General features: G+C 45.2%; 23 protein-coding genes. 9 read left to right on the forward strand and 14 right to left on the reverse strand.

Going from position 1 to position 23,023, the window contains the following annotated elements; translation table 11 throughout:
- Positions 1-134: 134 nt before the first annotated feature.
- The 3 genes from QT987_RS07235 (at position 135) to ccmS (ending at position 4,037) form a co-directional block, all read left to right on the forward strand.
- A complete protein-coding gene (locus QT987_RS07235) occupies positions 135-1,940 on the forward strand; it encodes an ABC transporter ATP-binding protein (RefSeq protein WP_333238578.1) in 1,806 nt (601 codons plus the stop codon).
- An 89-nt stretch (positions 1,941-2,029) separates the two neighbouring features.
- The gene (locus QT987_RS07240; protein ID WP_333238580.1) at positions 2,030-3,298 is read left to right on the forward strand and encodes a transposase; all 1,269 of its coding nucleotides are present in this window, start codon (positions 2,030-2,032) and stop codon (positions 3,296-3,298) included.
- 307 nt (positions 3,299-3,605) lie between these two features.
- Positions 3,606-4,037 (forward strand): beta-carboxysome assembly chaperone CcmS, encoded by a 432-nt coding sequence (gene ccmS, locus QT987_RS07245; RefSeq protein ID WP_333238582.1) that lies wholly within the window; start codon positions 3,606-3,608, stop codon positions 4,035-4,037.
- 374 nt (positions 4,038-4,411) lie between these two features.
- On the opposite strand, the gene QT987_RS07250 is transcribed toward ccmS, so the two are convergent.
- From QT987_RS07250 to QT987_RS07260, 3 genes are all read right to left on the reverse strand, one after another.
- Positions 4,412-5,317 carry a fused MFS/spermidine synthase gene (locus QT987_RS07250; RefSeq protein WP_333238584.1) on the reverse strand — a complete coding sequence of 302 codons (906 nt, stop codon included), beginning with the start codon at positions 5,315-5,317 and terminating at the stop codon, positions 4,412-4,414.
- A gap of 308 nt (positions 5,318-5,625) precedes the next feature.
- Entirely contained in the window at positions 5,626-6,228 is a 603-nt protein-coding gene (locus QT987_RS07255; protein WP_333238587.1) for an adenylate/guanylate cyclase domain-containing protein, read from the reverse strand.
- A gap of 6 nt (positions 6,229-6,234) precedes the next feature.
- Positions 6,235-6,966, reverse strand: a complete 732-nt coding sequence (locus QT987_RS07260; protein ID WP_333238589.1) for a response regulator — start codon at positions 6,964-6,966, stop codon at positions 6,235-6,237.
- Positions 6,967-7,291: 325 nt separating this feature from the next.
- On the opposite strand from QT987_RS07260, the gene QT987_RS07265 reads away from it, so the two are divergent.
- Positions 7,292-7,657 carry a hypothetical protein gene (locus QT987_RS07265; protein WP_333238592.1) on the forward strand — a complete coding sequence of 122 codons (366 nt, stop codon included), beginning with the start codon at positions 7,292-7,294 and terminating at the stop codon, positions 7,655-7,657.
- On the opposite strand, the gene QT987_RS07270 is transcribed toward QT987_RS07265, so the two are convergent.
- Positions 7,646-8,311 (reverse strand): iron ABC transporter permease, encoded by a 666-nt coding sequence (locus QT987_RS07270; protein WP_333238594.1) that lies wholly within the window; start codon positions 8,309-8,311, stop codon positions 7,646-7,648. The two genes, QT987_RS07265 and QT987_RS07270, sit on opposite strands and share 12 nt — an antisense overlap.
- Before the next feature lie 485 nt (positions 8,312-8,796).
- Between QT987_RS07270 and QT987_RS07275 the strand changes: the two genes are divergently transcribed.
- The 4 genes from QT987_RS07275 to QT987_RS07290 all read left to right on the forward strand — a co-directional run bounded on the left by QT987_RS07275 (position 8,797) and on the right by QT987_RS07290 (position 12,357).
- The gene (locus QT987_RS07275) at positions 8,797-9,825 is read left to right on the forward strand and encodes a GTP-binding protein (RefSeq protein ID WP_333238596.1); all 1,029 of its coding nucleotides are present in this window, start codon (positions 8,797-8,799) and stop codon (positions 9,823-9,825) included.
- Between the two features lie 155 nt (positions 9,826-9,980).
- Positions 9,981-10,427: a SufE family protein gene (locus QT987_RS07280; protein WP_172189131.1), complete on the forward strand. Its 447-nt coding sequence runs from the start codon at positions 9,981-9,983 to the stop codon at positions 10,425-10,427.
- Positions 10,428-10,441: 14 nt separating this feature from the next.
- The gene (locus QT987_RS07285) at positions 10,442-11,347 is read left to right on the forward strand and encodes an alpha/beta hydrolase (RefSeq protein ID WP_333238598.1); all 906 of its coding nucleotides are present in this window, start codon (positions 10,442-10,444) and stop codon (positions 11,345-11,347) included.
- A 53-nt stretch (positions 11,348-11,400) separates the two neighbouring features.
- The gene (locus tag QT987_RS07290) at positions 11,401-12,357 is read left to right on the forward strand and encodes a DUF6282 family protein (protein WP_333238600.1); all 957 of its coding nucleotides are present in this window, start codon (positions 11,401-11,403) and stop codon (positions 12,355-12,357) included.
- Between the two features lie 54 nt (positions 12,358-12,411).
- Here QT987_RS07290 and QT987_RS07295 read toward each other — a convergent pair whose 3' ends face one another.
- The 4 genes from QT987_RS07295 to QT987_RS07310 all read right to left on the reverse strand — a co-directional run bounded on the left by QT987_RS07295 (position 12,412) and on the right by QT987_RS07310 (position 16,528).
- Positions 12,412-13,350 carry a hypothetical protein gene (locus QT987_RS07295; protein ID WP_333238602.1) on the reverse strand — a complete coding sequence of 313 codons (939 nt, stop codon included), beginning with the start codon at positions 13,348-13,350 and terminating at the stop codon, positions 12,412-12,414.
- 186 nt (positions 13,351-13,536) lie between these two features.
- Positions 13,537-14,712 (reverse strand): ATP-grasp domain-containing protein, encoded by a 1,176-nt coding sequence (locus QT987_RS07300; protein WP_333238603.1) that lies wholly within the window; start codon positions 14,710-14,712, stop codon positions 13,537-13,539.
- A 22-nt stretch (positions 14,713-14,734) separates the two neighbouring features.
- Entirely contained in the window at positions 14,735-15,796 is a 1,062-nt protein-coding gene (locus QT987_RS07305; RefSeq protein ID WP_333238605.1) for a DMT family transporter, read from the reverse strand.
- A 231-nt stretch (positions 15,797-16,027) separates the two neighbouring features.
- On the reverse strand, positions 16,028-16,528 hold the full coding sequence (locus tag QT987_RS07310; protein WP_333238607.1) for a thioesterase family protein: 501 nt from the start codon (positions 16,526-16,528) through the stop codon (positions 16,028-16,030).
- Positions 16,529-16,669: 141 nt separating this feature from the next.
- Between QT987_RS07310 and QT987_RS07315 the strand changes: the two genes are divergently transcribed.
- Positions 16,670-17,521: a universal stress protein gene (locus QT987_RS07315; protein ID WP_333238609.1), complete on the forward strand. Its 852-nt coding sequence runs from the start codon at positions 16,670-16,672 to the stop codon at positions 17,519-17,521.
- 260 nt (positions 17,522-17,781) lie between these two features.
- Here QT987_RS07315 and psbM read toward each other — a convergent pair whose 3' ends face one another.
- The 6 genes from psbM to QT987_RS07345 form a co-directional block, all read right to left on the reverse strand.
- A complete protein-coding gene (psbM, locus tag QT987_RS07320) occupies positions 17,782-17,895 on the reverse strand; it encodes a photosystem II reaction center protein PsbM (protein ID WP_015177760.1) in 114 nt (37 codons plus the stop codon).
- Between the two features lie 281 nt (positions 17,896-18,176).
- Entirely contained in the window at positions 18,177-18,473 is a 297-nt protein-coding gene (locus QT987_RS07325; RefSeq protein ID WP_333055813.1) for a 2Fe-2S iron-sulfur cluster-binding protein, read from the reverse strand.
- A 119-nt stretch (positions 18,474-18,592) separates the two neighbouring features.
- Positions 18,593-20,437 carry a TolC family protein gene (locus QT987_RS07330; RefSeq protein ID WP_333238612.1) on the reverse strand — a complete coding sequence of 615 codons (1,845 nt, stop codon included), beginning with the start codon at positions 20,435-20,437 and terminating at the stop codon, positions 18,593-18,595.
- Between the two features lie 141 nt (positions 20,438-20,578).
- Entirely contained in the window at positions 20,579-21,964 is a 1,386-nt protein-coding gene (locus QT987_RS07335; protein ID WP_333238613.1) for a TIGR03279 family radical SAM protein, read from the reverse strand.
- Positions 21,965-22,122: 158 nt separating this feature from the next.
- Complete coding sequence (locus QT987_RS07340) at positions 22,123-22,533, reverse strand: hypothetical protein (protein ID WP_333238615.1); 411 nt, start codon at positions 22,531-22,533, stop codon at positions 22,123-22,125.
- 216 nt (positions 22,534-22,749) lie between these two features.
- Positions 22,750-22,911, reverse strand: a complete 162-nt coding sequence (locus QT987_RS07345) for a hypothetical protein (RefSeq protein ID WP_333238617.1) — start codon at positions 22,909-22,911, stop codon at positions 22,750-22,752.
- Positions 22,912-23,023: the final 112 nt, after the last annotated feature.

Here is a 23,023-nt window from a genome sequence, read left to right on the forward strand (position 1 = left end):
AAATGAAGCGAGTGTTAACGTTTAAAGCCTAGGAACCGGGCTTTTGAGAATTAACAATTAAACACAGGTAAGGTGCGCGCCGAACTCCCTACTAATTTCTAATTCTCAGCCCTATTTTCCATGCCCCATGTCTTATGAATGATTCTCAAGCATCACCAAATCCATCAAAACCTGTGCATCCCCTCAAGCGGCTGCTGAAGTACGGGCGTCGCTACCGCCTAAAAGCTTGGCTGGCAAGTATCTGTTCGCTGCTGAATAAATTCTTTGATTTAGCGCCGCCAGCATTAATCGGTATTGCCGTTGATGTGGTGGTGAAACAGCAAGATTCTATCCTCGCTGAGTGGGGCATAAAAGATGTCTTTTGGCAACTGGCAATTATTACTTTTGTGAGTTTGATTGTTTGGACGTTGGAATCTGTTTTTGAATATGCCTATGATTATTTGTGGCGCAATTTGGCTCAGGATATTGAACACGATTTGCGTCTGGAAGCTTACAGCCATTTGCAGGAATTAGAATTAGCTTATTTTGAAGAACGTAGCACGGGCGGTTTGATTTCTATTCTCAACGATGATATCAATCAACTCGAACGTTTTTTGGACGACGGCGCTAATGAGGTAATTCAGGTAATTACAACGGTTGTTGTGATTGGTGCGGCTTTTTTTGCTGCTTCTCCTACTGTTGCTGGGCTGTCAATGCTGCCCATACCTTTTATTATTTGGGGTTCGATCGCCTTTCAAAATCGCCTCGCTCCTTTCTATGCTGATGTGCGGGAAAAGGTGAGTTTTCTGAACGGGCAACTATCTAATAATTTGATGGGAATTACGACTATTAAAAGTTTTACTTCCGAAGATTATGAAATTCAGCGCATCGAAACACAAAGCCAAGCTTACCGCCAAAGCAACCGACGGGCGATCGTACTTTCGGCAGCTTTTATTCCGCTGATTCGGGTTGTGATTTTCTTGGGGTTTATTGCAACACTATTTTTGGGCGGTTTGGAGGTGGTGGCGGGCAGATTGTCTGTGGGAGCTTACAGCGTTTTGGTATTTTTGACCCAGCGGTTGTTGTGGCCGCTGACTCGCCTGGGAAATACTCTGGATCAATACCAGCGCGCTATGGCTTCGACTAATCGGGTGATGAATTTGTTGGATACTCCGATCGCAATTCGCACGGGTGATATTCGGCGACCGGTTAGTTCGATTAAGGGTGAGTTGGAATTTAAAAATGTTACGTTTTCTTATAATCAAAGAAAACCGATTTTGCAGTATTTTTCTTTGAATCTGCCGGCGGGGAAAACTACTGCGATTGTTGGGGCTACTGGTTCCGGCAAAAGTACGCTGGTGAAACTCATATTGAGGCTGTACGAGGTACAGCATGGTAATATTTATCTCGACGGTATAGAATTAAATAGCCTGAATTTAAAAGATTTGCGGAGAGCGATCGGATTGGTGAGTCAAGATGTGTTTTTGTTTCACGGTACGGTGGCAGAAAATATTGCTTACGGCAGTTTTGAGGCAACCAATCGAGAGATAGTAAATGCTGCTAAAATTGCCGAAGCGCACGAGTTTATCGCGCAATTGCCGGACGGTTACAACACTATTGTAGGGGAACGCGGTCAAAAATTGTCGGGGGGGCAACGGCAGCGAATTGCAATTGCGAGGGCTGTTTTGAAGAATCCGCCGATTTTGATCCTTGACGAAGCTACTTCAGCGGTGGATAACGAGACTGAGGCGGCAATTCAGCGATCGCTCGAACGAATTACCAAGAATCGCACTACAATTGCGATCGCCCACCGTCTTTCTACTGTCCGCAATGCCGATTGCATTTTTGTGATGGATGAGGGGATAGTGATAGAATCGGGGCAGCACGAACAACTTGTCGAACAGGACGGAGTTTATGCGTCGCTCTGGCGCGTGCAATCTGGTATTGTAAAACTTCGTTGAGTTTATAAGCAATTATAAACAATAATGGTATCATATCGCTATGAGTGTTGAACAAGAAATACGCACAGCCCAAAGAACGGAAGTCTCAAATGCAGCTAACAGAGAGGCACATCATTAAATCAACGGAACATCGTTTCGTCCAGATTGACGAATTAGCTTTCAAGTCCAAAAACCTCTACAATGCCACCAATTACGTCATTCGTCAGAGTTTTATTTATGGGTGGGGCTATGTCAATTACAACGAAATGAACCGATTGATGAAGTCTCACGAAGCATATAAGGCTTTGCCTGCTAAAGTAAGTCAGCAAATCTTAATGGTGCTAGACAAGAATTGGAAATCGTTTTTTGAAGCCGTTAAAGCTTACAAAGCTGACTCTTCAAGATTCACGGGTCGCCCAAAATTGCCAAAGTACAAAGATAAGACTAAAGGGCGAAACCTTCTCGTTTACACGATTCAAGCAATTAGTAGCAAACAGTTAAAGAAAGGAATTATCAAACTTTCCGGCACTGAGCTTTCAATTAAAACCCAACTCAATCCCACCCAGATTTGTCAAGTTAGACTGGTTCCGCAATGTGATTCCTATGTAATTGAGGTGATTTATGATGAGCCGGAGCCCACCGTCAACAACGCTAATTCTATAGCTAGTATTGATTTAGGACTGGACAATTTAGTAGCGTTAACTTCAAATCAGCCGGGATTTATCCCTTTGTTGATTAACGGGCGACCATTAAAATCGATTAACCAGTTCTACAACAAACGCAAATCCCGATTACAATCCCAATTGAAAGGGAATCGCAAAACTTCACCCCGGATTCAGCGATTAACTCGCTGTCGTAATCAGAAAGTTGATAATTACTTGCATCATGCTAGTCGTGTGATTGTTGACCATTTGGTAGTGAACCAAATGGGAACGCTGGTAATCGGCAAAAATGCACAGTGGAAAACCGATATCAATCTAGGTAAACAAACCAACCAAAATTTTGTCAGTATTCCTCACTCTCGATTAATTGAGATGTTAGAATACAAAGCTCGGCTGGTAGGAATCACAGTAATTGTACAGGAAGAATCCTACACATCCCGATCCAGTTTTTTAGGTTTAGACCCAATTCCTGTTTATGGAAAAACCGAAAAAGAGCCTGTGTTCACTGGTAAACGGATCAAGCGAGGTTTGTACAAAACATCGACGGGTCAGTTAATTAATTCCGATGTGAATGCTTCGTACAACATTCTCAGAAAAGCAATCCCAAATGCGTTTAGCAATGGGATAGGGATCTGCGTAGTTCAGCCGAGGCGGGTCGATCCGCTCAAAGTAAAAGTGAAAGGGGAGGGGCTTAGCGCCTCCCATGTCATGCAATAAATGACTATACTTTTACCAGCTATAAGATAGAAACGCAGCGGTTTTGGGTAATTGGGAATTGGTAATTGGGAATTGGTAATATCATGTCTGGTAGCATCATAAGTATATGGGCGGGGCGGGTTTATGAGATAATTAGTTTGACGGGTAGATTGTTGGTAAAACCCGCCCCTACGGGATCGAAAATTATCCGATCGCGAATCAACCAGGCATGATATAGTTAGTAATTTGAATGCTAACTAATGACAACTGCCAACTGACTGCTGACTGCTGACTGTAAAATATTAGTTTATACAAACAAGAAGAGAAAATGTTTCTATTTGATAGCCCTCAGTCCAAACCCAACGAAAATAGCTGGAGCCGCAAGTTAGATAAATTTGTGAAAGCTAATCAAAATGAATTGGCTGCTTTGGCTTGGGGGCTATTTCTGGAAAGGGGAGAGGAAAGCGAGGAGATTTTGGCAATTGATATTGCAGAAACTGCGCGTTTTGTGTATTGTAAGAAAGAGGCGGTTGAGGAGTTGAACCGTCAAGTGAGAAGTCATATTCAGGAAGTTGTAGGTGTGTTGAACGCTCACAAGCCTGAGAAGGAAGTGGCGATTTTGGCGATCGGCGAAGGTCAAATCAAGTTAATTCTTTTTGAACCTAAGCCTGAACCTCCTGTTTGTTTTGAGGAAGCCGCAACAGATGTTGATACATTGTTGGCTAAGCTGGAACAGCAGATGGTTGAATGTATGAAATAGCAGTTATATCAAATCCGGTGGCATGAGAATTGATATTACCTACAGTCAGGAGACGACGCTGTGCGGTTTCCCGAAAATAAATCGGGCGATGGTTATATCTCTTATCGAGGAAGATTGATTATGTTGGCGTAGGGAAACGGCAATGTTGTGTCGTCAGTTGCCCTATTGTCGATGGTTATATTCGATCGCACTTAGGAATGAGAATTAAATAACTTCCACAATAACAATTAAAATTGTAAGTTATTTAATTCGCGCTCCTTAGAGGGCAATTTTATCCCCCAGTCTGTTTCAATCCCTGGGTGATCTCAACATTGTATCAGCAACAGGCTTTCCGGCCTGTTCCACAAAGAGTAAACCCGGACTTACTATAAATATCAGAATAACCAGCAATCAAAATAACCAGCGGGCGGCGAATCGTCATGCAAAATTTGAGCTTTGTCTAAAGTAGGTACAGCCTCCGCCAATTCTCTACCTACTTTTACCTCAAGCGCCCTGTCTGTTAATGGAAAGGAAAATTGATGGCTATCTTGCAAATATTTTGCCTTAGCAACAATCTCATCTTTCTCCAAAATCTGGCTGTTGCTACCAATCAAAATGCTATTACTTTCCTGGCAAACACACACGCACACCTGAGAAAACACACTTTGAAAAGTCTTGATTTTTTCCGCATAAAACTGATCTCTTTGCAGCATATTTGCTACCACAACTCCCTCGCTTGACAAGTGTTTTTCGCAGATTTGATAAAATTCTTTGGTGGATAGGCGGTGGGGAAAGTAGCCGTTGCCAAAAGCTACGTCTATCATGATGATATCGTATTGAGTATCGGATTTTTGCTGCTCTAAATACTCTCTGCCGTCTTGAATTGTTACAGTTAGCCGATCGTCCAATTTTACCCCAAAGCACTTTGTAGCTGCTTCGATCGCGATCGGGTCTACATCCGCACATTCTATAATAGTTTCCGGCAAATAGTGGTGCAAAACTAAGGGAATTCTGCCGCCGCCAAATCCAGCCATATAGATTCTTTGAGGTTGGCTTTGCCACACTAAACCCAACATCATCGCCTGAGTATATTCAGACACTAGATGTAAAGGATTGTTGAAATCGAAAATAGATTGCAGTAAATCTGTTTGCCGATTTACTTTTTCTACTAAAGATAGCTTAATGTGCGATCGATCTTTTGTGACTGCAACATAGTGAACACCCGACTCTTTGCAAAAAATGATTCCATCCGGCTGTTGTTGCAGCCAAGTAAGCCGCTGCTGAATGGCGGCTAAATTCATAGGTTGCCAATTTTGGGGGCGATCCATCATCTGATTTTAAATTTTATTAGGACTAAGGTAAGCTTGTCAAAATTAGTAAGGTGCGTCAGTTCAAAACTCTCAATTATCACTTGATAACGCAAGTCTGACGCACCCTACAAGTCTTACAGCACATTCCACGTTTATGAATTACAGCCGCTTCTTGCTATCTCCTTACTTCATAAACCTGGAATACGCTGTATTTTTTAATTTCGCGCAGGCGGACGAAACTTGGTGTAGACGCGATTTAAATCGCCGAGTCTTCCAAGATATAACAATAGAAATTAAGTTTATTCAAGCCGCTTGTACGCCACCAATTCCAAACCTGAAATCGAAAGTTCCATTTTTTCCCAATCTTGCTTGTCACCTTCCAACTTTTCAAAGGCTGCTGAGGTAAGCAAAATCTCTCCGCGTTCCGCCAAATCCTCTCCCAGCTTGGATGCCAGATTAAATTCCGATCCGTACATATCCTCTCCTTCCAGCATCAAAACATCCCCACAGCCAATACCAATGCAGAGGTAAATGTCCATCTCCGGCGGCAGTGTCGTGTTGACAGCCGCCGTTTGTTTCAAAGAGTCGATCGCAGCTTCCACCGCTGATTTGACATCGGAAAAAACTGCAAAAATATTGTCTGCTTCCTCCTTAACTACAGTGCCACCGTATTCGGAAATTATCGGTTTGACAATTCCGTGCATCCGGTGAATCATTGCCAAAAAATGAATGATTCCGTAGCGGACTGTCGTGCGCGAAAATCCCGACATATCCATTACTAAAATTGCGTAATTTTTGCGGAAAGTTGAATTTATTTTTTCATCAATTTCCGTCATTCTTTCGGGATGTTCGTTTCTTTCTTGCAGCAGCTTTTCTAAGTTAGCGCGGTTATTTGTTTTCATTTTTGTTTAATTAAATTCCCAATCGCGACACTGTTCTGGAGGGCGACCAGCAGGATGAATCGCACAATTGATGCCATCCTTACCGTAATAATAATCGCAGACTTTGCAAGGTTTAGTTTGCTCTAATTTTTTCATCAAAGTTGCCCGGATTGTCTGGACTCGGTTGCGATACTTGTTTGCATTCGAGTGACTCGGTTCAATTGCCAAAGCTTGCTCGAAAGCTGCTAAGCTGGAATCGTACAATTTAATAATTTGGGAACTGTATTTTGTCCAAGCATCGGCATGGCTTTGATAGAGTTCGACTGTACTTAAGTTTAAAATTCCGTATTCTGTCCAAGCGTCGGCTGAAGCTCGATCGAACTTAATATTGGCATTGAGCAAAACTTTTTTGATCGTTGCCAAAAGTTCCCTAGGCTGCCAAGGTTTGCTAACATAAGCCTCGGCGCGATCGCCCTGGAACCTCGCAAATAAAGCTAACTGCTGTCCCTTCCCTGTTAAAAATACCACCGGTATGTTCCTCGTTTCGGGATTAGCTTTAATTAAACGACAAACCCCGTAGCCGTCCAGACGGGGCATTATGACATCTAATAATACTAAATCGGGGCAATTTTTCTCAATTTTATCCAGCGCTTCCACACCGTCAGATGCCTGAATTACATTCAATCCGCTGCATCTCAACTGATGTGAAATGCACTCGCGCTGGCTGCGGGAATCTTCCACCACTAAAACTGTACTCATCACTCCCCACTTGGTTTTTGAGGTAAACTTGTTCGCTGCTTCGAGTTGTCCTTGCTGAAATCAGTTTACCCGCATTGGATGAATTTGCTATCACTGGCTATCTAAATTTACTCAAATTGCAACAAATCTTAAAATCGGGAGCCAAGGTGATACTTATCAGAAAATGCTAGTTGCTAATACGCGGATAATTGTTGAAAGTTTGGGCGGCAAATATTCGGCTTTTAAGCCTTAATAACGGCAAATCGTACTGATGTCGGACGAAAACCTTGTTGAATTGCAACAGATAATCGGCTATTGTATACGTTAAAGTTCTTAAGGACGACAAATGAATCGATTGCTCCTCACTTTACTTGTAAGTCCGACGCTGTTTGGATCTGTGATGTCTTTGAGCGCGATCGCCAATCCCGCTCTAATTGGCGAAATACCAGCCCAATCGGCTGATTCGCCTCAATGCGTGCGATCGCCCCACACTCAGCGCCTGAGTTGCGTGCGGCTTTCTGGCAAGTCTGCTGCTGCTAATTCTAAAGTAAGAATCAGTTGGCAGCGCCCGGGTGAAGAACGGGTGGCGATGCTGGATTTTTCGGAAGCAGAAAGCGATGAGGCGGTGGCGCTGTTTGGCTGCGACTGTCAGATGTGTATCAACTCGCTGCGACAGTTGCGCGGTTTGCCACCTCTGGATCTAGCTTCTTGATGGCGATCCGACAGCATTGGGAGTCAGGCTCAAAAACCAGGTTTCCGATCGCTGCGGGCTTTGGAATGCCTTTAGCTTTCTCACTTTTAGAGAAACCAAAGCCAGCAAATTTATCGATCGCCCCAAAAAACATCCTAACAGCAAAGCAGCCAAAATATAAGGTGCAGCAACCTGCAAATCCGACCAACCGCGACCGTTCAAACTACCGATTAACCAATTCAAAGCAGCTTGCAAGCGGCTGTCTTCAGCTAACAGCAACAGTGTAGTTTGTATTGCCCCAAAAAGAGAACTCACAGCCACACCAGCTAAAACCAAACGTTCCACAGAAATTCCCGTTTTAGTTTTTCCTAAAAAGTATACCAGCATCGAAGTTAAAATAGCACCTATCCAAGCCGCCAAAGGCACCCAACTTTGAAATATTCCCAAAGTCAGCATGGTAATCGCAACCAACCCTGCACCCGCCGAAATTCCTAATACAAAAGGATCTGCTAAACCGTTGCGGAGTAACCCTTGCAGCAAAGCCCCCGACATTCCTAAAGCCGCACCAACCGTCAGCGCTGCCGCAACTCTGGGCAAACGCAATTCCCATAAAATAGTTTGATGGACAGCATCACCTCGGTGCAGAAATGCTTGCCACAATTGATCGGCACTCATGGGTACCGCACCAAAAGAAAGCGAAAGGGCGAGGGTTAATAGCAAACCCAATCCTAAGAATACAACTGCCTAAAAACTCGATATTTTAGCCAGATTTTTTTCACAATATATTATACCGCTTTGCTTTTAGATAAATAACATTTTTACATAGTTATTTCTGCGCGATCGCCCAAACTCCTAAGAAACAATCCGGCTAGTTACTAAATACCATCTATTCTCCTGTTTGTGGATAGATCGCGCTCGTTAACTACAGTAACCTCTTCAGATTAACGCTCGATCGGAGATATTGCACCGATCTGTAATTGTAGAGCTTGCGCGCCAACCGCATTTTCACGTATAATGAGAATGATTATCAAATAAAATGCGCGCGATCGGCTCGATCGCCCGTATCTTAGCAGAGGCGATCGCACCGGGCTGTCAGCGATGAGGTGCGATCGGCTTTGCAAATTAACAGCAAGGTCTCTACAATTAACCAACGAATAACAATGACTAATCTCACCGTACAAACCCCAGATTTAATTGCCGATCTTCCCAAAAGAGGGATGCCAGTAACTATAATTACCGGATTTCTCGGCAGTGGAAAAACCACTTTGCTCAATCAAATACTCAAAAATCGCCAAGACTTAAAAGTTGCGGTTTTAGTTAACGAATTTGGCGATATAAACATCGATTCGCAGCTTCTACTTTCTACAGACGATGACATGGTAGAACTTAGCAACGGTTGCATATGTTGCACTATTAACGAAGGCTTAGTCGATGCAGTTTACCGAGTTTTAGAAAGAGAAGAACGCATCGACTGCATGGTGATTGAAACCACCGGAGTGGCCGACCCGCTGCCGATTATCCTGACATTTGTCGGCACCGAATTGCGGGATTTAACTAATCTAGATTCTGTACTTACCGTAGTCGATAGCGAAACCTTCACTCCCGATCATTTTGACAGCGAAGCAGCTTTTAAACAAGTGGCATTTGCAGATATTGTGCTGCTAAACAAAACCGATCTCGCTCCTCCAGAAAAAGTAGAAGAGTTAGAATCTTACATTCGCACAGTTAAGGAAGGAGCGAGAATTTTACACTCTCGATATGGTGAAGTTCCTCTACCCTTAATTTTGGGTGTGGGTTTAACGCAAGCAGATATTTTCAACAGTCTTGAAATTGAGGAAAAACACGAACACCATCACGAACACCATCACGAACACCACCATCACGGACATCAATCTCATCACTTAGATAACGACGGATTTATTTCACTATCATTTGAGAGCGATCGACCTTTTGATGTCCGCAAATTTCAAGAATTTCTCACGGAAAAAATGCCCTTCGATGTATTTCGGGCAAAAGGAATTCTCTGGTTTAACGACAGTCCGATGAGACACATATTTCAACTCAGCGGCCCCAGATACGAACTAGATGCTTCGGAATGGTTTACCGCACCTAAGAATCAACTCGTAGTCATCGGCCGCAACTTAGATATCGCTCAAATTCGAGAACACCTGAACAGTTGTTTAGTTTAAGATCGTGTCTTAAAAACCCATGAGGACACGGCATTGCCGTGTCCCTACTATCTCATGCGTAAGTCCTAATCTCAAATCTAAAATCTCAAATCGATCGCCCTTCCTGCTACAATCGAAGGTATAATATTAACGAAGTAAACCGCTACGAGTGAATCATGTCTGCAAACACCGCGCTACCTGCTGCTTTAGCTAAAATCGTTCAGCGCTTTCAGCGACATTCCGATCCGAAACAACGCTACGAACAACTGCTGTGGTATGCCAAGCGACTCCCAGCATTTCCCGAAAGCGATAAACTGCCGGAAAACAAAGTTTCTGGCTGCGTGTCGCAAGTTTATATTACCGCAAATTTGGCAGACGGAAAAGTTCTGTATCAAGGCGATTCAGACGCTCAGTTAGTCAAAGGATTAGTTGGCTTGCTGGTGGAAGGTTTGAGCGGATTAACGCCTGCTGAAATTGTCACCATTACCCCAGATTTTATTCAAGACACGGGATTGAATGTGAGTCTGACACCTTCCCGCGCTAACGGATTTTACAACATTTTTCAAATGATGAAAAATAAGGCACTTGCTTGTGAATTAAGCAAGCAAGCCGAAGCAAATTAAAAGAATAAACAGCCATGACTCAAACTACAAATTTAACAAAATCAAATTCTGGCAACTATTCCGCCGCAGTTCAAGAATATCTCTGGAATTGGAAAGAAACGCAAATCAAAGTTATTTACGAAACCAGAGGGCAGGGAAATCCTGTATTGTTGCTGCCGGCTTTCAGTACGGTTTCGACGCGAGAAGAAATGCGTCCTTTAGCAGAATTGTTAGCTTCTAACTTTCAAGTTATGAGTTTAGATTGGCCGGGCTTTGGCGAATCTGATCGCCCGCGAACCGACTATCAACCGCAATTATATCATCAATTTCTCAAGGATTTTGTTGAGTCAATTTTTAATAGTCCTGTGGCTGTAGTTGCGGCAGGTCACGCTGCGGGTTATGTGATGCAATTAGCGCAATCACAGCCCAATGTTTGGTCAAAGATTGTCTTAGCAGCGCCGACTTGGCGCGGGCCTTTGCCGACGATGAGCAAACAGCAAAGCGGGTGGCATGGAATCGTGAGAGAATTAGTACGATCGCCCTTACTGGGACAATTCCTATACAAACTCAACACTGCGCCGTCATTCCTGAGTTTTATGTACCGCCGCCACGTCTACGCCGATGCAGCTAAAGTCACGCCGGATTTCATCCAAAGCAAATGGCAAGTGACGCAAAAACCCGGTGCTCGATACGGTTCCGCTGCCTTTGTGACTGGTGGTTTAGATCCGGCTAAAGTGCGATCGGAATTTACAGATAAATTTCAACACTTAGCAGTGCCGGTGATGATTGTAATTGCTGAAAATGCGCCGCCCAAATCCAAGGCTGAAATGGAAGCATTAACGGAATTACCGGGTGTTGAATCGCGAGTTATTCCCGGTTCTTTGGGTATGCACGAAGAGAATGCTGAAGCTTTGGCAAATGTGGTTAAATCTTTTATTTGAGAGGATTAAGAGGGGATGAACCGCAGAGGGCGCAGAGAACGCAGAGGGGAGGAATGCAAGCTGTTTTTTTAACGTTTGTTTGGATGGTTTGCTATTGGTTTTGTCTGCCAGTTTATGCTGTCGCAGATCCGCCGATAATCAATTTGCCACAGAGTACGATCGAAAGTGCGATCGACTTTCACATTCATTCTTCTCCTGATGTGATTCCCCGCAGGTTGGATGATTTTGAAGTAGCGAAATTAGCTGCTAGGGCGAAGATGAAAGCTGTGGTATTGAAAAATCATTATGCCAGCACAGCAGCGCGGGCAGTTCTGGTTAATAAAATAGTACCAGAAATCCAAGTTTTCGGAGGAATTGTTCTCAATCATTCGGTAGGCGGCATTAATCCCGACGCTGTTGACGCAATGCACCGCATCGGTGGCAAATACGGTAAAGTAGTGTGGCTGCCAACGGTTGATGCTGAGCATCACTTGCAGGTTTTTCACAAGCCGGGAATGGGGATTAAAGTTGCGGAAAATGGCAAGGTTTTACCGGAAACAGCAGCGGTGTTGAAGATTGTAGCTAAAGAGAATTTGGTATTGGAAACTGGTCATATTTCCTCAGAAGAAGTGATGGCAGTTGTAGCTGAAGCCAACCTGCTCAATATTAAAAACATCCTGATTACCCACGCAATGGCGGATGTACCCGGTTTGTCCCTAAAAAATCTGCAAACAGCCGCCGCAGCCGGAGCTTTCTTAGAACTCGCATTTGTGAACGATTTGATGGGAGAAAATGCCGCTGATGAGGGTCACAAAAACTGGCATCAAGTTTCTATTAGTAAAATGGCAGCAGCGATTAAACTAATCGGAGCCGAGCATTTTGTTATGAGTACAGATTTGGGAAGAAAACCCGATCCTTTACCTGCTGAAGGCTACAAGTTATTTGTGAAAAAATTGATTGCTGAAGGCATTTCTCAGCCTGAAATTAATTTAATGATGAAGGAAAACCCCGCTCGATTGTTAGGAATTTAGGAGTAAATATGATGTCCGATTGCTGAGGGCTTCTGTCCTATCTTTGATTTATACTCAAGTAGGCTCTACTTCCGGTTCTGGAGATTCTGGCTCGTCCGCTGGGGAGTTGGTTTGCAATTCTGATAGCTGCGAATTTAGCTGCAAACGTTCTTGATAGACGGTTTCTAAATGATTTTCTAATGCCCCTACTTGAGATTGCAGTTGATTTTGAGCCTGATTAGCTGTAGCGATTTGACTTTGAAATTCCGAGAGTTGAGAGTAAAGATACGATCGCTCTCTGTTAGCTGTCTCTAACTGGGATTGCAGTTGCGATCGCTCTGCTTCGACTAATTGCAGTTGATCTTGCAAACCAGATAGTTGAGACTGAAGTTGCTCGCGCTCTTGAATCGAGCGATCGAACTTAATTTGAGTTTCCGACAACTGGTACTGTACCTGCAATCTGCTTTGGCTAGCCGTTTCCAACTGACTCTCAAATTCCGACAGCAGAGCATGAAATTGAGAACGTTCTGCATCAACCGCCTCTAACTCTGCTTGCATTTCCAGCAATTGAGCGTTAAGTTGCGATCGCTCCTGATCCGCAACTTCTAACTGCTCTTGAAGTTCTGCCACTTCTGCTAACTGGGACTCAGCTTGTTGAGCATTTTCTAGCTGAAACTGCAAATCAGCAATCAGAGTATCAATTTGCGATCGATCCTGGGCAATTCCTGCCAAAAATTCTTCCATTTCCGACACTTGATTATTTAACACTTCTTGCTCGCGAGTCACAGTTTCCAACCGACTTTGCAACTGAGACAATTCAGCATTTAGCTGATTTTCATTCTGCACCTTTTGCCGCAATTCCGAAGTTCGGGCATCCAACTGAGCAGCCAAATTCGATATCGCCTCCTGCGAACCCTGCATCCGTACCAAATTGCGTGAATTTCGCTTATTCAAAACTAGCCAGCAGACTAATGCCCCGCCTCCAAATCCTATGAATAAAAGTAATGCTTCCATTTGTGGTATCTAACTGATATAAATTGAGGGATTTTGATTATGACCAAAAAAGGGACATCCACAAATCGCGATCTTACTCAAAGCTATCACAACTTGCCAGCCTGTGTTGACTTTGCTCAACAATTTATATTTCTTTACAAATCCCTTTTGTTTACAGGTAAGGTGCAGCCCACCCTGCAAGTCCGATTAATGCAGCAAATCCACAATATGAGGAATAATTTCGATATGCTGAGTCAACAAATAATCCAACCTATCCGCCAATAAACTAAAAATTAAATCGTTATAACTCATCCCGTATTCCGCCAAACCTAAAGCTACCAAACTCGTCACATTTTCCCCTGGATGTTTCAGATCCGGTTTGGGATTTGCTTCCAAAACATAAAGCGTTCCATCAGCATCACTGCGGACATCAATCCGCACCAAACTGTTCAAACTAAACTCCCAATAAATTTTTCGAGCTAACTCAATTAACTCTCGTTTGAGTTCAGGTTCCTCACCGCCCATCAACCGTCCTCGATCTGCCGTAATCGCTTTTTTGTCCATAGAAGTAAAGATAAGTTCGTCAGGCTCAAGCACGCGCTCCACCGTCGAAAAAGCAAAAGGTTTTGTATCTTTACCAAAACCGCCTTTAGCATATTTAACATAGCCACAAACCGCCACACAAAATTCTCGTCCCGGCAAATACTTTTCAATTAAAGCAGTATTGTGAGTAGCTCGGTGAACTTCCGAAACCGCCTCAGACAAACCCTCAATTTTGTCTACAAAATGAACGTGCAGCGAAGCGCGACCGGATACTGGTTTAACAACAAAAGGCCCTTGATAGTCACCAAAAGCAATGGCAAAACGCTGATGCAAATTAGGCTGCAAAATCCCTTGAGAAGGATGCCACGTCATAAAAGGAGCGGTTTTAATTCCGACTGATTGCAGTTCCCGTTTAAAAGCGTGTTTGTTATCTAAAGTTGAACTATTTAAAGGATTGTGACCGACATAAGGCATTCCCAACATTTCCAACAATGCGGGAGTGTGACAAACAGGATTGTATCCCTGGACTCCGCCAGTATTCAGCCACACTAAATGGATATTTTTTTGTTTTAGTTGTTCCGGTAAGTTCATGTCGTCAGGCAGGACAAAGACTTGCTGAAAGCCAATTTCTGCTAATGCTGTAGCAATCTCGCGAGCGACGACTTCGTAACTCTTCCAAGCGCGGGGATTGTGAGTTTTGTAAATCACTGATCCGGGGCGATCGCAGTCCCCGCCGAACACCACAGCAATCCGCAATTTAGCAAACAGCACCTCCAAATATTGAGGCAGCAAACTAAAGTCATAATGCCAGCGATTCAGGCTAATTGATGTTGCAACCATTTAAGTTTATTTCCTGTGTGTTTTATTTTTTATCTGCCGAACTGCTAGATTTTGCCAAATATATTCCCGCCAAAACTACGGAGAATGCAAACCAATTAAACAAGCTCAAACTTTCCGCAAACAGCACCCCGGCAATAATCGCAGTAATCACGGGTTCTAGCAGCAGAAAAAGAGCGACAAATCCCGACGACAAACGACCGAGACTGTGGATGAGCAGTCCCTGGCCGAAAGCTTGACAAATCACCGCCAAACCAATTACAGCCAGCCATCCCTGCCAAGAATAAGGGAAAACTCGATCGCCCGCCAGCAGAACCAATGGCAAAACCAAGATACTGCCAATAAAACAGCGCCACATCAATATAGTTGTCGCCGGAAACTTGGTTCGCAAATGTTCTGAAATTAGCAGATTTCCTGCATAAAACATCGCCGATAAAAGAGCAGCAATGTCGCCGACAAGAGTGTCTTGCGCCGTTTGCAAATCCTCCATTCCGATCGCAATTGCGCCAGACAAAGCCACCGCCAGTCCCAACAAAAACCTGTTGTCAAAGCGCCGCCCCAACAGCAGCCATCCCCCCAAAGTAGTAAATAAAGGAGTTAAGTTTCGCAGTACAGTAGAATTAGCGACATTAGTCTGAGTCAGTGACCAGGCCCAGAAACCCAAAGAAGCAGAAGAAACCACGCCTACGGCTGTTAACAGCATCACATCCTGCAGAGTGTAGCTCGATCGCTCTTCAACTTTGGCCCCAGATATTCGGCGGCGTGCAGCATCAGCACCATTCCATACTCCAAATACCACAGTTGCTATCCACAAACGGTTAAAAACAGTAGCATTCGGGCTGATTTCCCGTTCGCTAAACCTAATAAAAATCGCCGCCAGCGACACCGCTAGCAGCGCCGCAGACAGCGAAACGATCGCCCAAATTTTGCCTTGACTGTCAGCTAATTCACCGTTTTTTAAACTGTCTGGCTTTCCCGAAACTAGAGTTTTGTCTTCAGTTGTTAAGGGAGAGTTTAACTCGGTTTTTTCCAAAATATTGCGCTGAAGTTCAATATTTGGTTCTGGCAATTCCAGTTTTTTTGACATTATTAAAAGTTCCAATGAAGGCAAAAAACAGAAAGCAGAAGGTATAATTATAAATTATACAAATCCTCAAAACTCATGCAACAGTATCGCTCCGGGTGCGTCGCCACCCTTAAATATTAAATAATATCCACAATCTTTGAGCGACGCACCGGTGCATACAGTCTTTCAGTAAACAAACCCACACTCATCATTGTTGCTTTCTGGAGGCGAGAATTGATAGTTAACAGCAGCTTAGGTAGAAGGTTTAACAGAAAGCCTTGTCAAAGCCTCCTTTAGCGCCGGCGGCAATTGCCGGATAATCTTGTTCTTGTCGCGATCGACACCCACCAAAGTTACCTGTGCTGTCACATATAACTCCTGAGTCTCAGCCGATCGAATTTGGTAATCCCAAAGCAGCCGCACACCCTCGCTAGCAGCCATCCGCGTTCTGACAGCCACAGATTGACCCATTTGTACAGCCCGGTGGTAGCGCAGCGAAAGTTCCACCACAGGCAATTCCAAACCCTGCGCCACCCAGTCTGCATACTCGATGCCAAGAGAGCGCAAACTTTCCACCCTAGCTTCCTCCATCCAAGCCAGATAAGTCCCGTGCCAAACCACACCGCTGTAGTCAGTATGGTGAGGGTACACTCGCACCAAATATTCAAACCAGCCCTCAGAGTCCATCCCGCGGCGATTTTGAATAGCACCAGCCGGTGCGAGTTCTGGTTGAGTTCGATCGTTCTTTAACACGTTACAAATCGTTCCAAAACGCTACATTTCTACAAATCATAAGACAAACTTCAGGCCTATGCTTAACATTAATGAACTAGAGTACCAACGGCCTAGTTTAACGTCGCACAAGAAAACTCAACTGTTTTAACCGCCAAAACCATGATAGAAAAAATTTTAGTAGCCGTCGCCGGTCGCGGCTTGTGCGAAGAGATGTTTAATATGTTGATGGACATCCCTTCCTTGCAACAAACCTCTGTCACCGTCTTGCACGTCGTGCCCCCGCAAGTAACCTCCGATGGCATGGCCGAGAAATTGGAAGAAGGAGGCAAGATTTTAGCACAAGCAGTCCAGTCTTTGAAAATAGATCCCAGCAAAGTCAACCCCCGGCTCAAACAGGGAGATCCGAAAACCACAGTTTGCCAAGTCGCAGAAGAAGAACAATCCGACTTAGTAATTATGGGTTCCCGCGGACTCGGACGGCTGCAATCGATTTTGGAAAACTCAGTCAGCCAGTACGTTTTCCAGCTAACATCCAGACCGATGTTGTTAGTAAAAGACGACATCTACGTCAAAAAAATTAAGCGCGTCATGGTGGCGGTAGACAAATCAGAAGCTGCCAAACAGTCATTAGAGCTGGCGCTATCTTTGGTCAAAGAAGTCAGTGGCGGAGAGATAATTTTAGTACACGTCACCAAAGATTTGACGGGAAAATCCAGCACAGATTTAACAACAAGTGCTGAAAAAGACGCTGTATTGGCCCCAGCAGTAGCACTAACCAAACAAATGGGAGTTAGCTACCGCTGCGTGAGTGCTACAGGCAAGCCAGGGGAAGAAATTTGTCGGATTGCAGACGAAATGAATGCCGACTTGTTGGTAATCGGTTCCCCGGATCGGCGACCCAGCGTTGCCAAAAACTTTGTGGATATCGATCGACTCCTAGGAAATTCGCTATCAGACTACGTGCGAGTTTATGCCAACTGTCCCGTCTTGCTAGCCCGCACAGTCGGCTAGAATCTCATCGTTAACACTTAGGATCGCGAATTAAATAATTTACACTCTTGAAAGTGCGGAGTAGGGGTTGGGCTTATAGCCCGCCCTTTCTGGACGGGCGGGACGCCCATCTCACAAAAACCATCACGCATTGTAAGTTATTTAATTCTCATTCCTTAGCAGCTAACACTCAACAGTTAATAAAAAAAGCGCCTCAGCAAAAAGCTGTTGGCGCTTTTTTTTTGCAAGCAGCTTGCGCCTGACAGAAATAACAGCAGTTGCTAATCTTTTCTACCTTGACGGCTAGCTGTTTGAATGTACAGAATGATTAGAAAAACACTGGGAACCAATACAAACAGAATGGTTGCCACAAACCCTAAATCGTTAACTTCCATGAAGACGCTCGCCTCTATCGGAAAATAGAAAAACACACACAACTAGGATATCACTCAAAGGCAAAAGGCAAACTCGAAGACAGAAGAAGAGCTGACGGACAAGCGTCGAAACCCGCTTTCTGCCTGGATGCCTCCCTACCCAATCTCTTATTTGTCCTAGAAACCAAGTTTCTTTTCCTAGGCGAGCAAAAGGCGTGATTATACAGTGAAATAGGAAAAAAAACACAATTTTTGCATTCTGCATTTTTCTTTCTGTTAATCAACCTTCTGCCTTCTGAGAGTCACGGTTTAGTCTTGACGCTCACCGGGCCATTGACCATAGCTTGACAAGCCAACCGATAGTTTTCGGGCTTTTTCTTGAGCTTGCGGTTCTCAAAGTCAGTGCGGGGCGACAGATTTTCACTGCCCTCGACAATTTCCACAATGCAGGTGCCGCATTGACCGTAGCCCCCGCAATTCATCATCTTTCCCGAAAATGTGTACAAATCGATGCGGTTTTCTAGAGCTTTGAGCCTCAAATTGGCTCCGTCTGCTGCGATGACTTCCTGATTTTCCTTCACAAACTTGATATTGGCCATTGCCGATTCCTTAACGCAGTTGACATGGAACTCTATTACAAAATATTAACTAATGTGTCGGACGTTTAATACCCCGATGTCTAATTGTTCTGGTAATTAAAGCTCGCCCCAACTCAATCTCAAGGAGCATCCGAGAGGTTATTAGTCGGAAGATTGCTCACAGCCCGCTGGAGAGACGAAAGCCCCAGGTTGTAGGTGACAATTGCCGACAATCGGTTTCTCTCAGCCCTAGTCAAATCAGTTTCCGCCTGAATCACATCCGTCTGAGTACCTACACCAGCTTGAAACCGCAGTCTCGCCAGACGCAGAGCTTCCCTTGACTGCAAAACCCCCGCCTCAGAAGTTTCGATATTCTCAAAACTCGACTCTAAGCCAAAATAAGCTTGTTCTACTTCCCGGCGCACCTGATTGCGGAGTTGGTCAAATCGACTTTCGGCGATCGCAATATCAGCATCCCGCTGTTTCACCCTCGCGTTCGCGGCGCCCCCATCGAAGATACTCCAAGTCAGATTCGCCCGGATCGAATAACCATCGGCCCAGCCGCGAGAAGTATACGGATCGGGGTTATCAGGGTCTAGTCCCAGCACGTTGTAACCACCCCCAACACTCAGTTGAGGCAAACGCCCCGCCTGAATCGATCGCCTCTGCTGCTTGCTGATATCCCTCTGCACCAACTGCTGTTCCAACTCGGGGCGATTCTTAAAAGCCTGCACAATACTCTCTTCCAAAGACAGCCTCCAAGAGCCCGCTTGCTCTACCGGATCTGCCGCCGTCAAGTTCGCCGACTGGCTGACATTCAAAATCTCAGCCAGACGCCGCTGGGCAACTCGCTGATCGCGACGGGCAACTGACAGTTGTTGCACTTCGTTAGCCAAATTTGCTTGAGCCTGCAACACAGCAAACCGGGTTCCCACCCCTGCCCGTTCCAGGGCTTCGGCATCCCGCAAACTTTGCTGGGCATTTCTCACCGAAGCTTGGCGGATGGCAACTTGTCCGTCCGCGTTTTGCAAGGTGTAGTAAGCCTCAGCAGTGTCGAAGCGGAGTTCCTCGGCTTGGCGTTCCACATCCAGTTCCCGAAGGCGCAACTGTTCCTCGGCCGCGCGGATGTTAGCCCGCCGTCTTCCGAACAAATCGATGTCATAGCTCAACTGCAAAGTGCTGTTGAGACTGTTGCTGCCGAAATTTGTGCCGGCTTGCTCGGCGGGTTGCCCGGTTCGGTTAGCCAGAGCGTTGAGGCGGCGTTGCCCAGCCCGGATTCCGAGTTCTCCGCCGGCAGTCACAGAGCGGCTGGCGTCCATTTGAAAATTCAGGTCTGGATAAAGAGCAGCTTGCTGTTCGCGCAAAGCTGCTCTGCTTTGTTCCACTTGCTGTCCGGCGATTTGCAAAACTTGGCTGTTGCGGCGCGCGAGGTCGATCGCCTGCTGCAAGGTAATTGACTCAGTTTGCTCGATCCTGACATCCTCCGGGTTTGTCGGAAACTGCAGGGGATTCGGGTTGGGTTCCAGGGAAGCCGGAGGCTTGGTGTCTAAAATACCCCTCGGAGGGACAGGGGGGAAACTTTCGTTCGGAGTGCCCCGGAGGATGGGTACCGGGGAACTGGGCACAGGAACATTGTTGGGAGGGTTCGGGGAAGGCTGCTGAGTCTGTGTCGGTTCCAAGCCTCTAAGAGGCGTTGCACCGGCCTGAGACAGAGTTGATGGGGAAGCCGGAGCAGCCTGTTGAGGCTTTGATGCTTGCTCGGTTCCAGTTTGAGGGTTAAGGGCGATCGACTGTTCGGCCTGTGACGCTGATTCTGCAGCTGTGTTCGAGGTCGATCGAACCTTCTGCCCTAATTCGAGCTGATTGAAGCGGGCCAAACTGTCCTGAGATTGAGTCGGAGACTGTGCTGAAGCACTCTGTGGGGCGTTGCCCAAAGTAATTGCAGCGCCCACTCCGACTACGATGATTTGACGAAAAACACGCATAATTTTTTAATTACTCTGCAATCCTAGAGACAATTTTAGAGCAAGATTGAGGTCTCAAATTTCTAGTCTGTAGCCTGAACTCGCCAGTTACAAGTCAGAATTACCCTACTCATCTTAACTTTTGAATGTTCGATTCAAAATTTACAATTCAACCTCAGCAGTTGCCAGACCGATCGCCGTCGAGATTAGTTCCTCTACTCCGCTCACCGGCAAAATCCGGGTTTTTAGCGAGCTGGCGAGCTGTTCGAGGGTCATGTCGTCGAGAAAACGCGGTTCCCCCTGTTTTAGCATCACCGACGGCAGCAGAATGCCATCTCCCAAGTCTCGCCCCTGCAAAGCTTCCAGCAAATCTTGCCCGGTGAGCAAACCCGTGACAGTGATAGTTTGTCCCCAGTAGTTGCTGCACAGTGCGGCCATGTTGACGGACAAGCCGGGAATTTGGTTTAGTTGTTGTACGATCGGCTCAAAAGCTTTTTCTACAGCATTCCCCACCACCCAAACTAACTTGCGCTCTGGCTCGACTTGCATCGTTTGCAGCTTCTCAAAAGCCGTTTCAAACTGCTGGATAAACTGGCGAATCGAACCCACACCGTTACCAATTTGGGGATAATCTTCGTAATCAGCAGCCGACGGCAAATCTAAACCCGCGATTAAAAACCACTCGTCAGCCAGCCAAATACAGCGCGATTTTGCATTCTGCTTTTTCGCTTTTCCGCCGCCTTTTCCTGTACTCAAAAGCCCTTGAATTTTCTGCACTTGCTCGATTACTTCTCGCGCTTTTTGGGCAGTTACTGCGATTAGTTCATCTTCGGCAGGGCGAAAGCGAGTTAAACCCACCGGCACTACAGCCACCGATGCTACAGCGGGAATACTTCCAGTATGAAACTTTGCCAAATCTAACAAAGTGCGTTCTAAATGTTCGCCGTCATTAATACCGGGACAAACAACTACTTGAGCGTGAATTTGCAAGCGGCGTTCTTGAAACCATTTGATTTGTTCGAGAATCTTCCCAGCGCGGAGATTTTTTAACAGCCTAATTCGTACTTCTGGTTCCGTAGCGTGCACGGAAACATAGAGAGGAGAAAGCCGCATTTGTTCGATTCTGTCCCACTCTTTTTGAGTCAGATTTGTGAGAGTGAGATAGCTACCATAAAGAAAGCTGAGGCGGTAGTCATCATCTTTGAGATACAAAGTTTCCCGCTTTCCCGGTGGTTGTTGGTCAATAAAGCAAAAAGGACAGCGATTGTTGCACTGAATTAGTCCGTCAAAAAGAGCAGTTTCAAATTCCACTCCCAAGTCTTCGTCATACTCTTTTTCTATTTCTAATTTGTGAGTTTTGCCTTTAGTGTCTAATACTTCTAATTCGAGAAATTCATCCGCGCACAGGAATTGATAGTCAATCAAGTCGCGGGGTTTTTGACCGTTGACGGCGACGATTGAGTCTCCGGGTTCAAATCCCATTTCGGCGCAGATGCTGTCGGGGATAACTTTGGTGATTAGGGCGGGCCGGATTGATAAGTCGCTCATGGTTATTAGTTATTAGTTATTAGTTATTAGTTAGCGGAGAATGTTTACAGTTTAACTTGTCTAGGCTGACAGAAGCGATCGCCCGATCGCTTCTGCCAGTCTAGGCGAGTGAATTGTCTTTAACAGAATTGACTTGTCTGGTTGCTAAATATACAGCATTATATTTTTTCCATAAACAGTCCTGCAATCCGCACCTCAAAAGTTATTCCAGGTAGCCGAGGCTGCCATCCAAGTTGCACTGCTTGCCGTATCCATTGTCCTACATCAGAGGGTGTTACTGGTTTCACTTCTTGCGTGGAAATAATCTTCCACACTCTTACTTCTGGTGGCGCTCCATCTCGAGGTTTCACCGGTATCCATTCACAGTTAGTTGCACTCCAACCTTGAGGATGAGGTCGATCGGTGAGGATAACTAACACCGAGCCCGGTTTTTGGGCGTGTTCGACAGCAACATGAAGATTTCCCCAACCGTAGTCTGCTTGCATATTAGTAGCTTGTCTTCGGATTAGCCAGATGAAAGGCTCCCCATCAACAATTATTTTTCTTGTTCCTTTTTTCGGTATTGACATAGTTTGCTAAGGTCGATCGCCTTTAGAATCAGGATAAGTTCTGGGTTGTGAATTTAGCTTGGCTGTGAGAGGATGTATCAAAAATATGTATTTATGAAACTCAAAATTTTGACGGGTTCCTGACAGGCTTAGTTGTTTTTGCCAGCATAACACCGCTCTTTTGTCAACCCAGCCGTGCGGGAAATAATCGCTTTTGTTGCGATACTCTTCCATATATTAGCACTGGGATTCTGAACGGAGAAGCCGTTTGAAATCTGATACTATTGTTCCCACAATTCCGGGAGCGATAAAGAAGGACATCGCTACACCAATGCTAGCAGCAGGAACCAGCATAATTAGCGCTAATTGTGCATTTTGGCGCTCGCTGTCTTCGGGCATTCTACCTCCTTCACGGCGACGCTCACTTTGAGTTAAAAGCTAACAGCTTGTCAGCTATTAATAAGCTTTTTATGAACGGGCTCTTCGGCCCGTTCCACAAGAAAATTTACTC

It is taken from the genome of Microcoleus sp. SVA1B4, from assembly GCF_036700545.1.
GTDB lineage: Bacteria > Cyanobacteriota > Cyanobacteriia > Cyanobacteriales > Microcoleaceae > Microcoleus.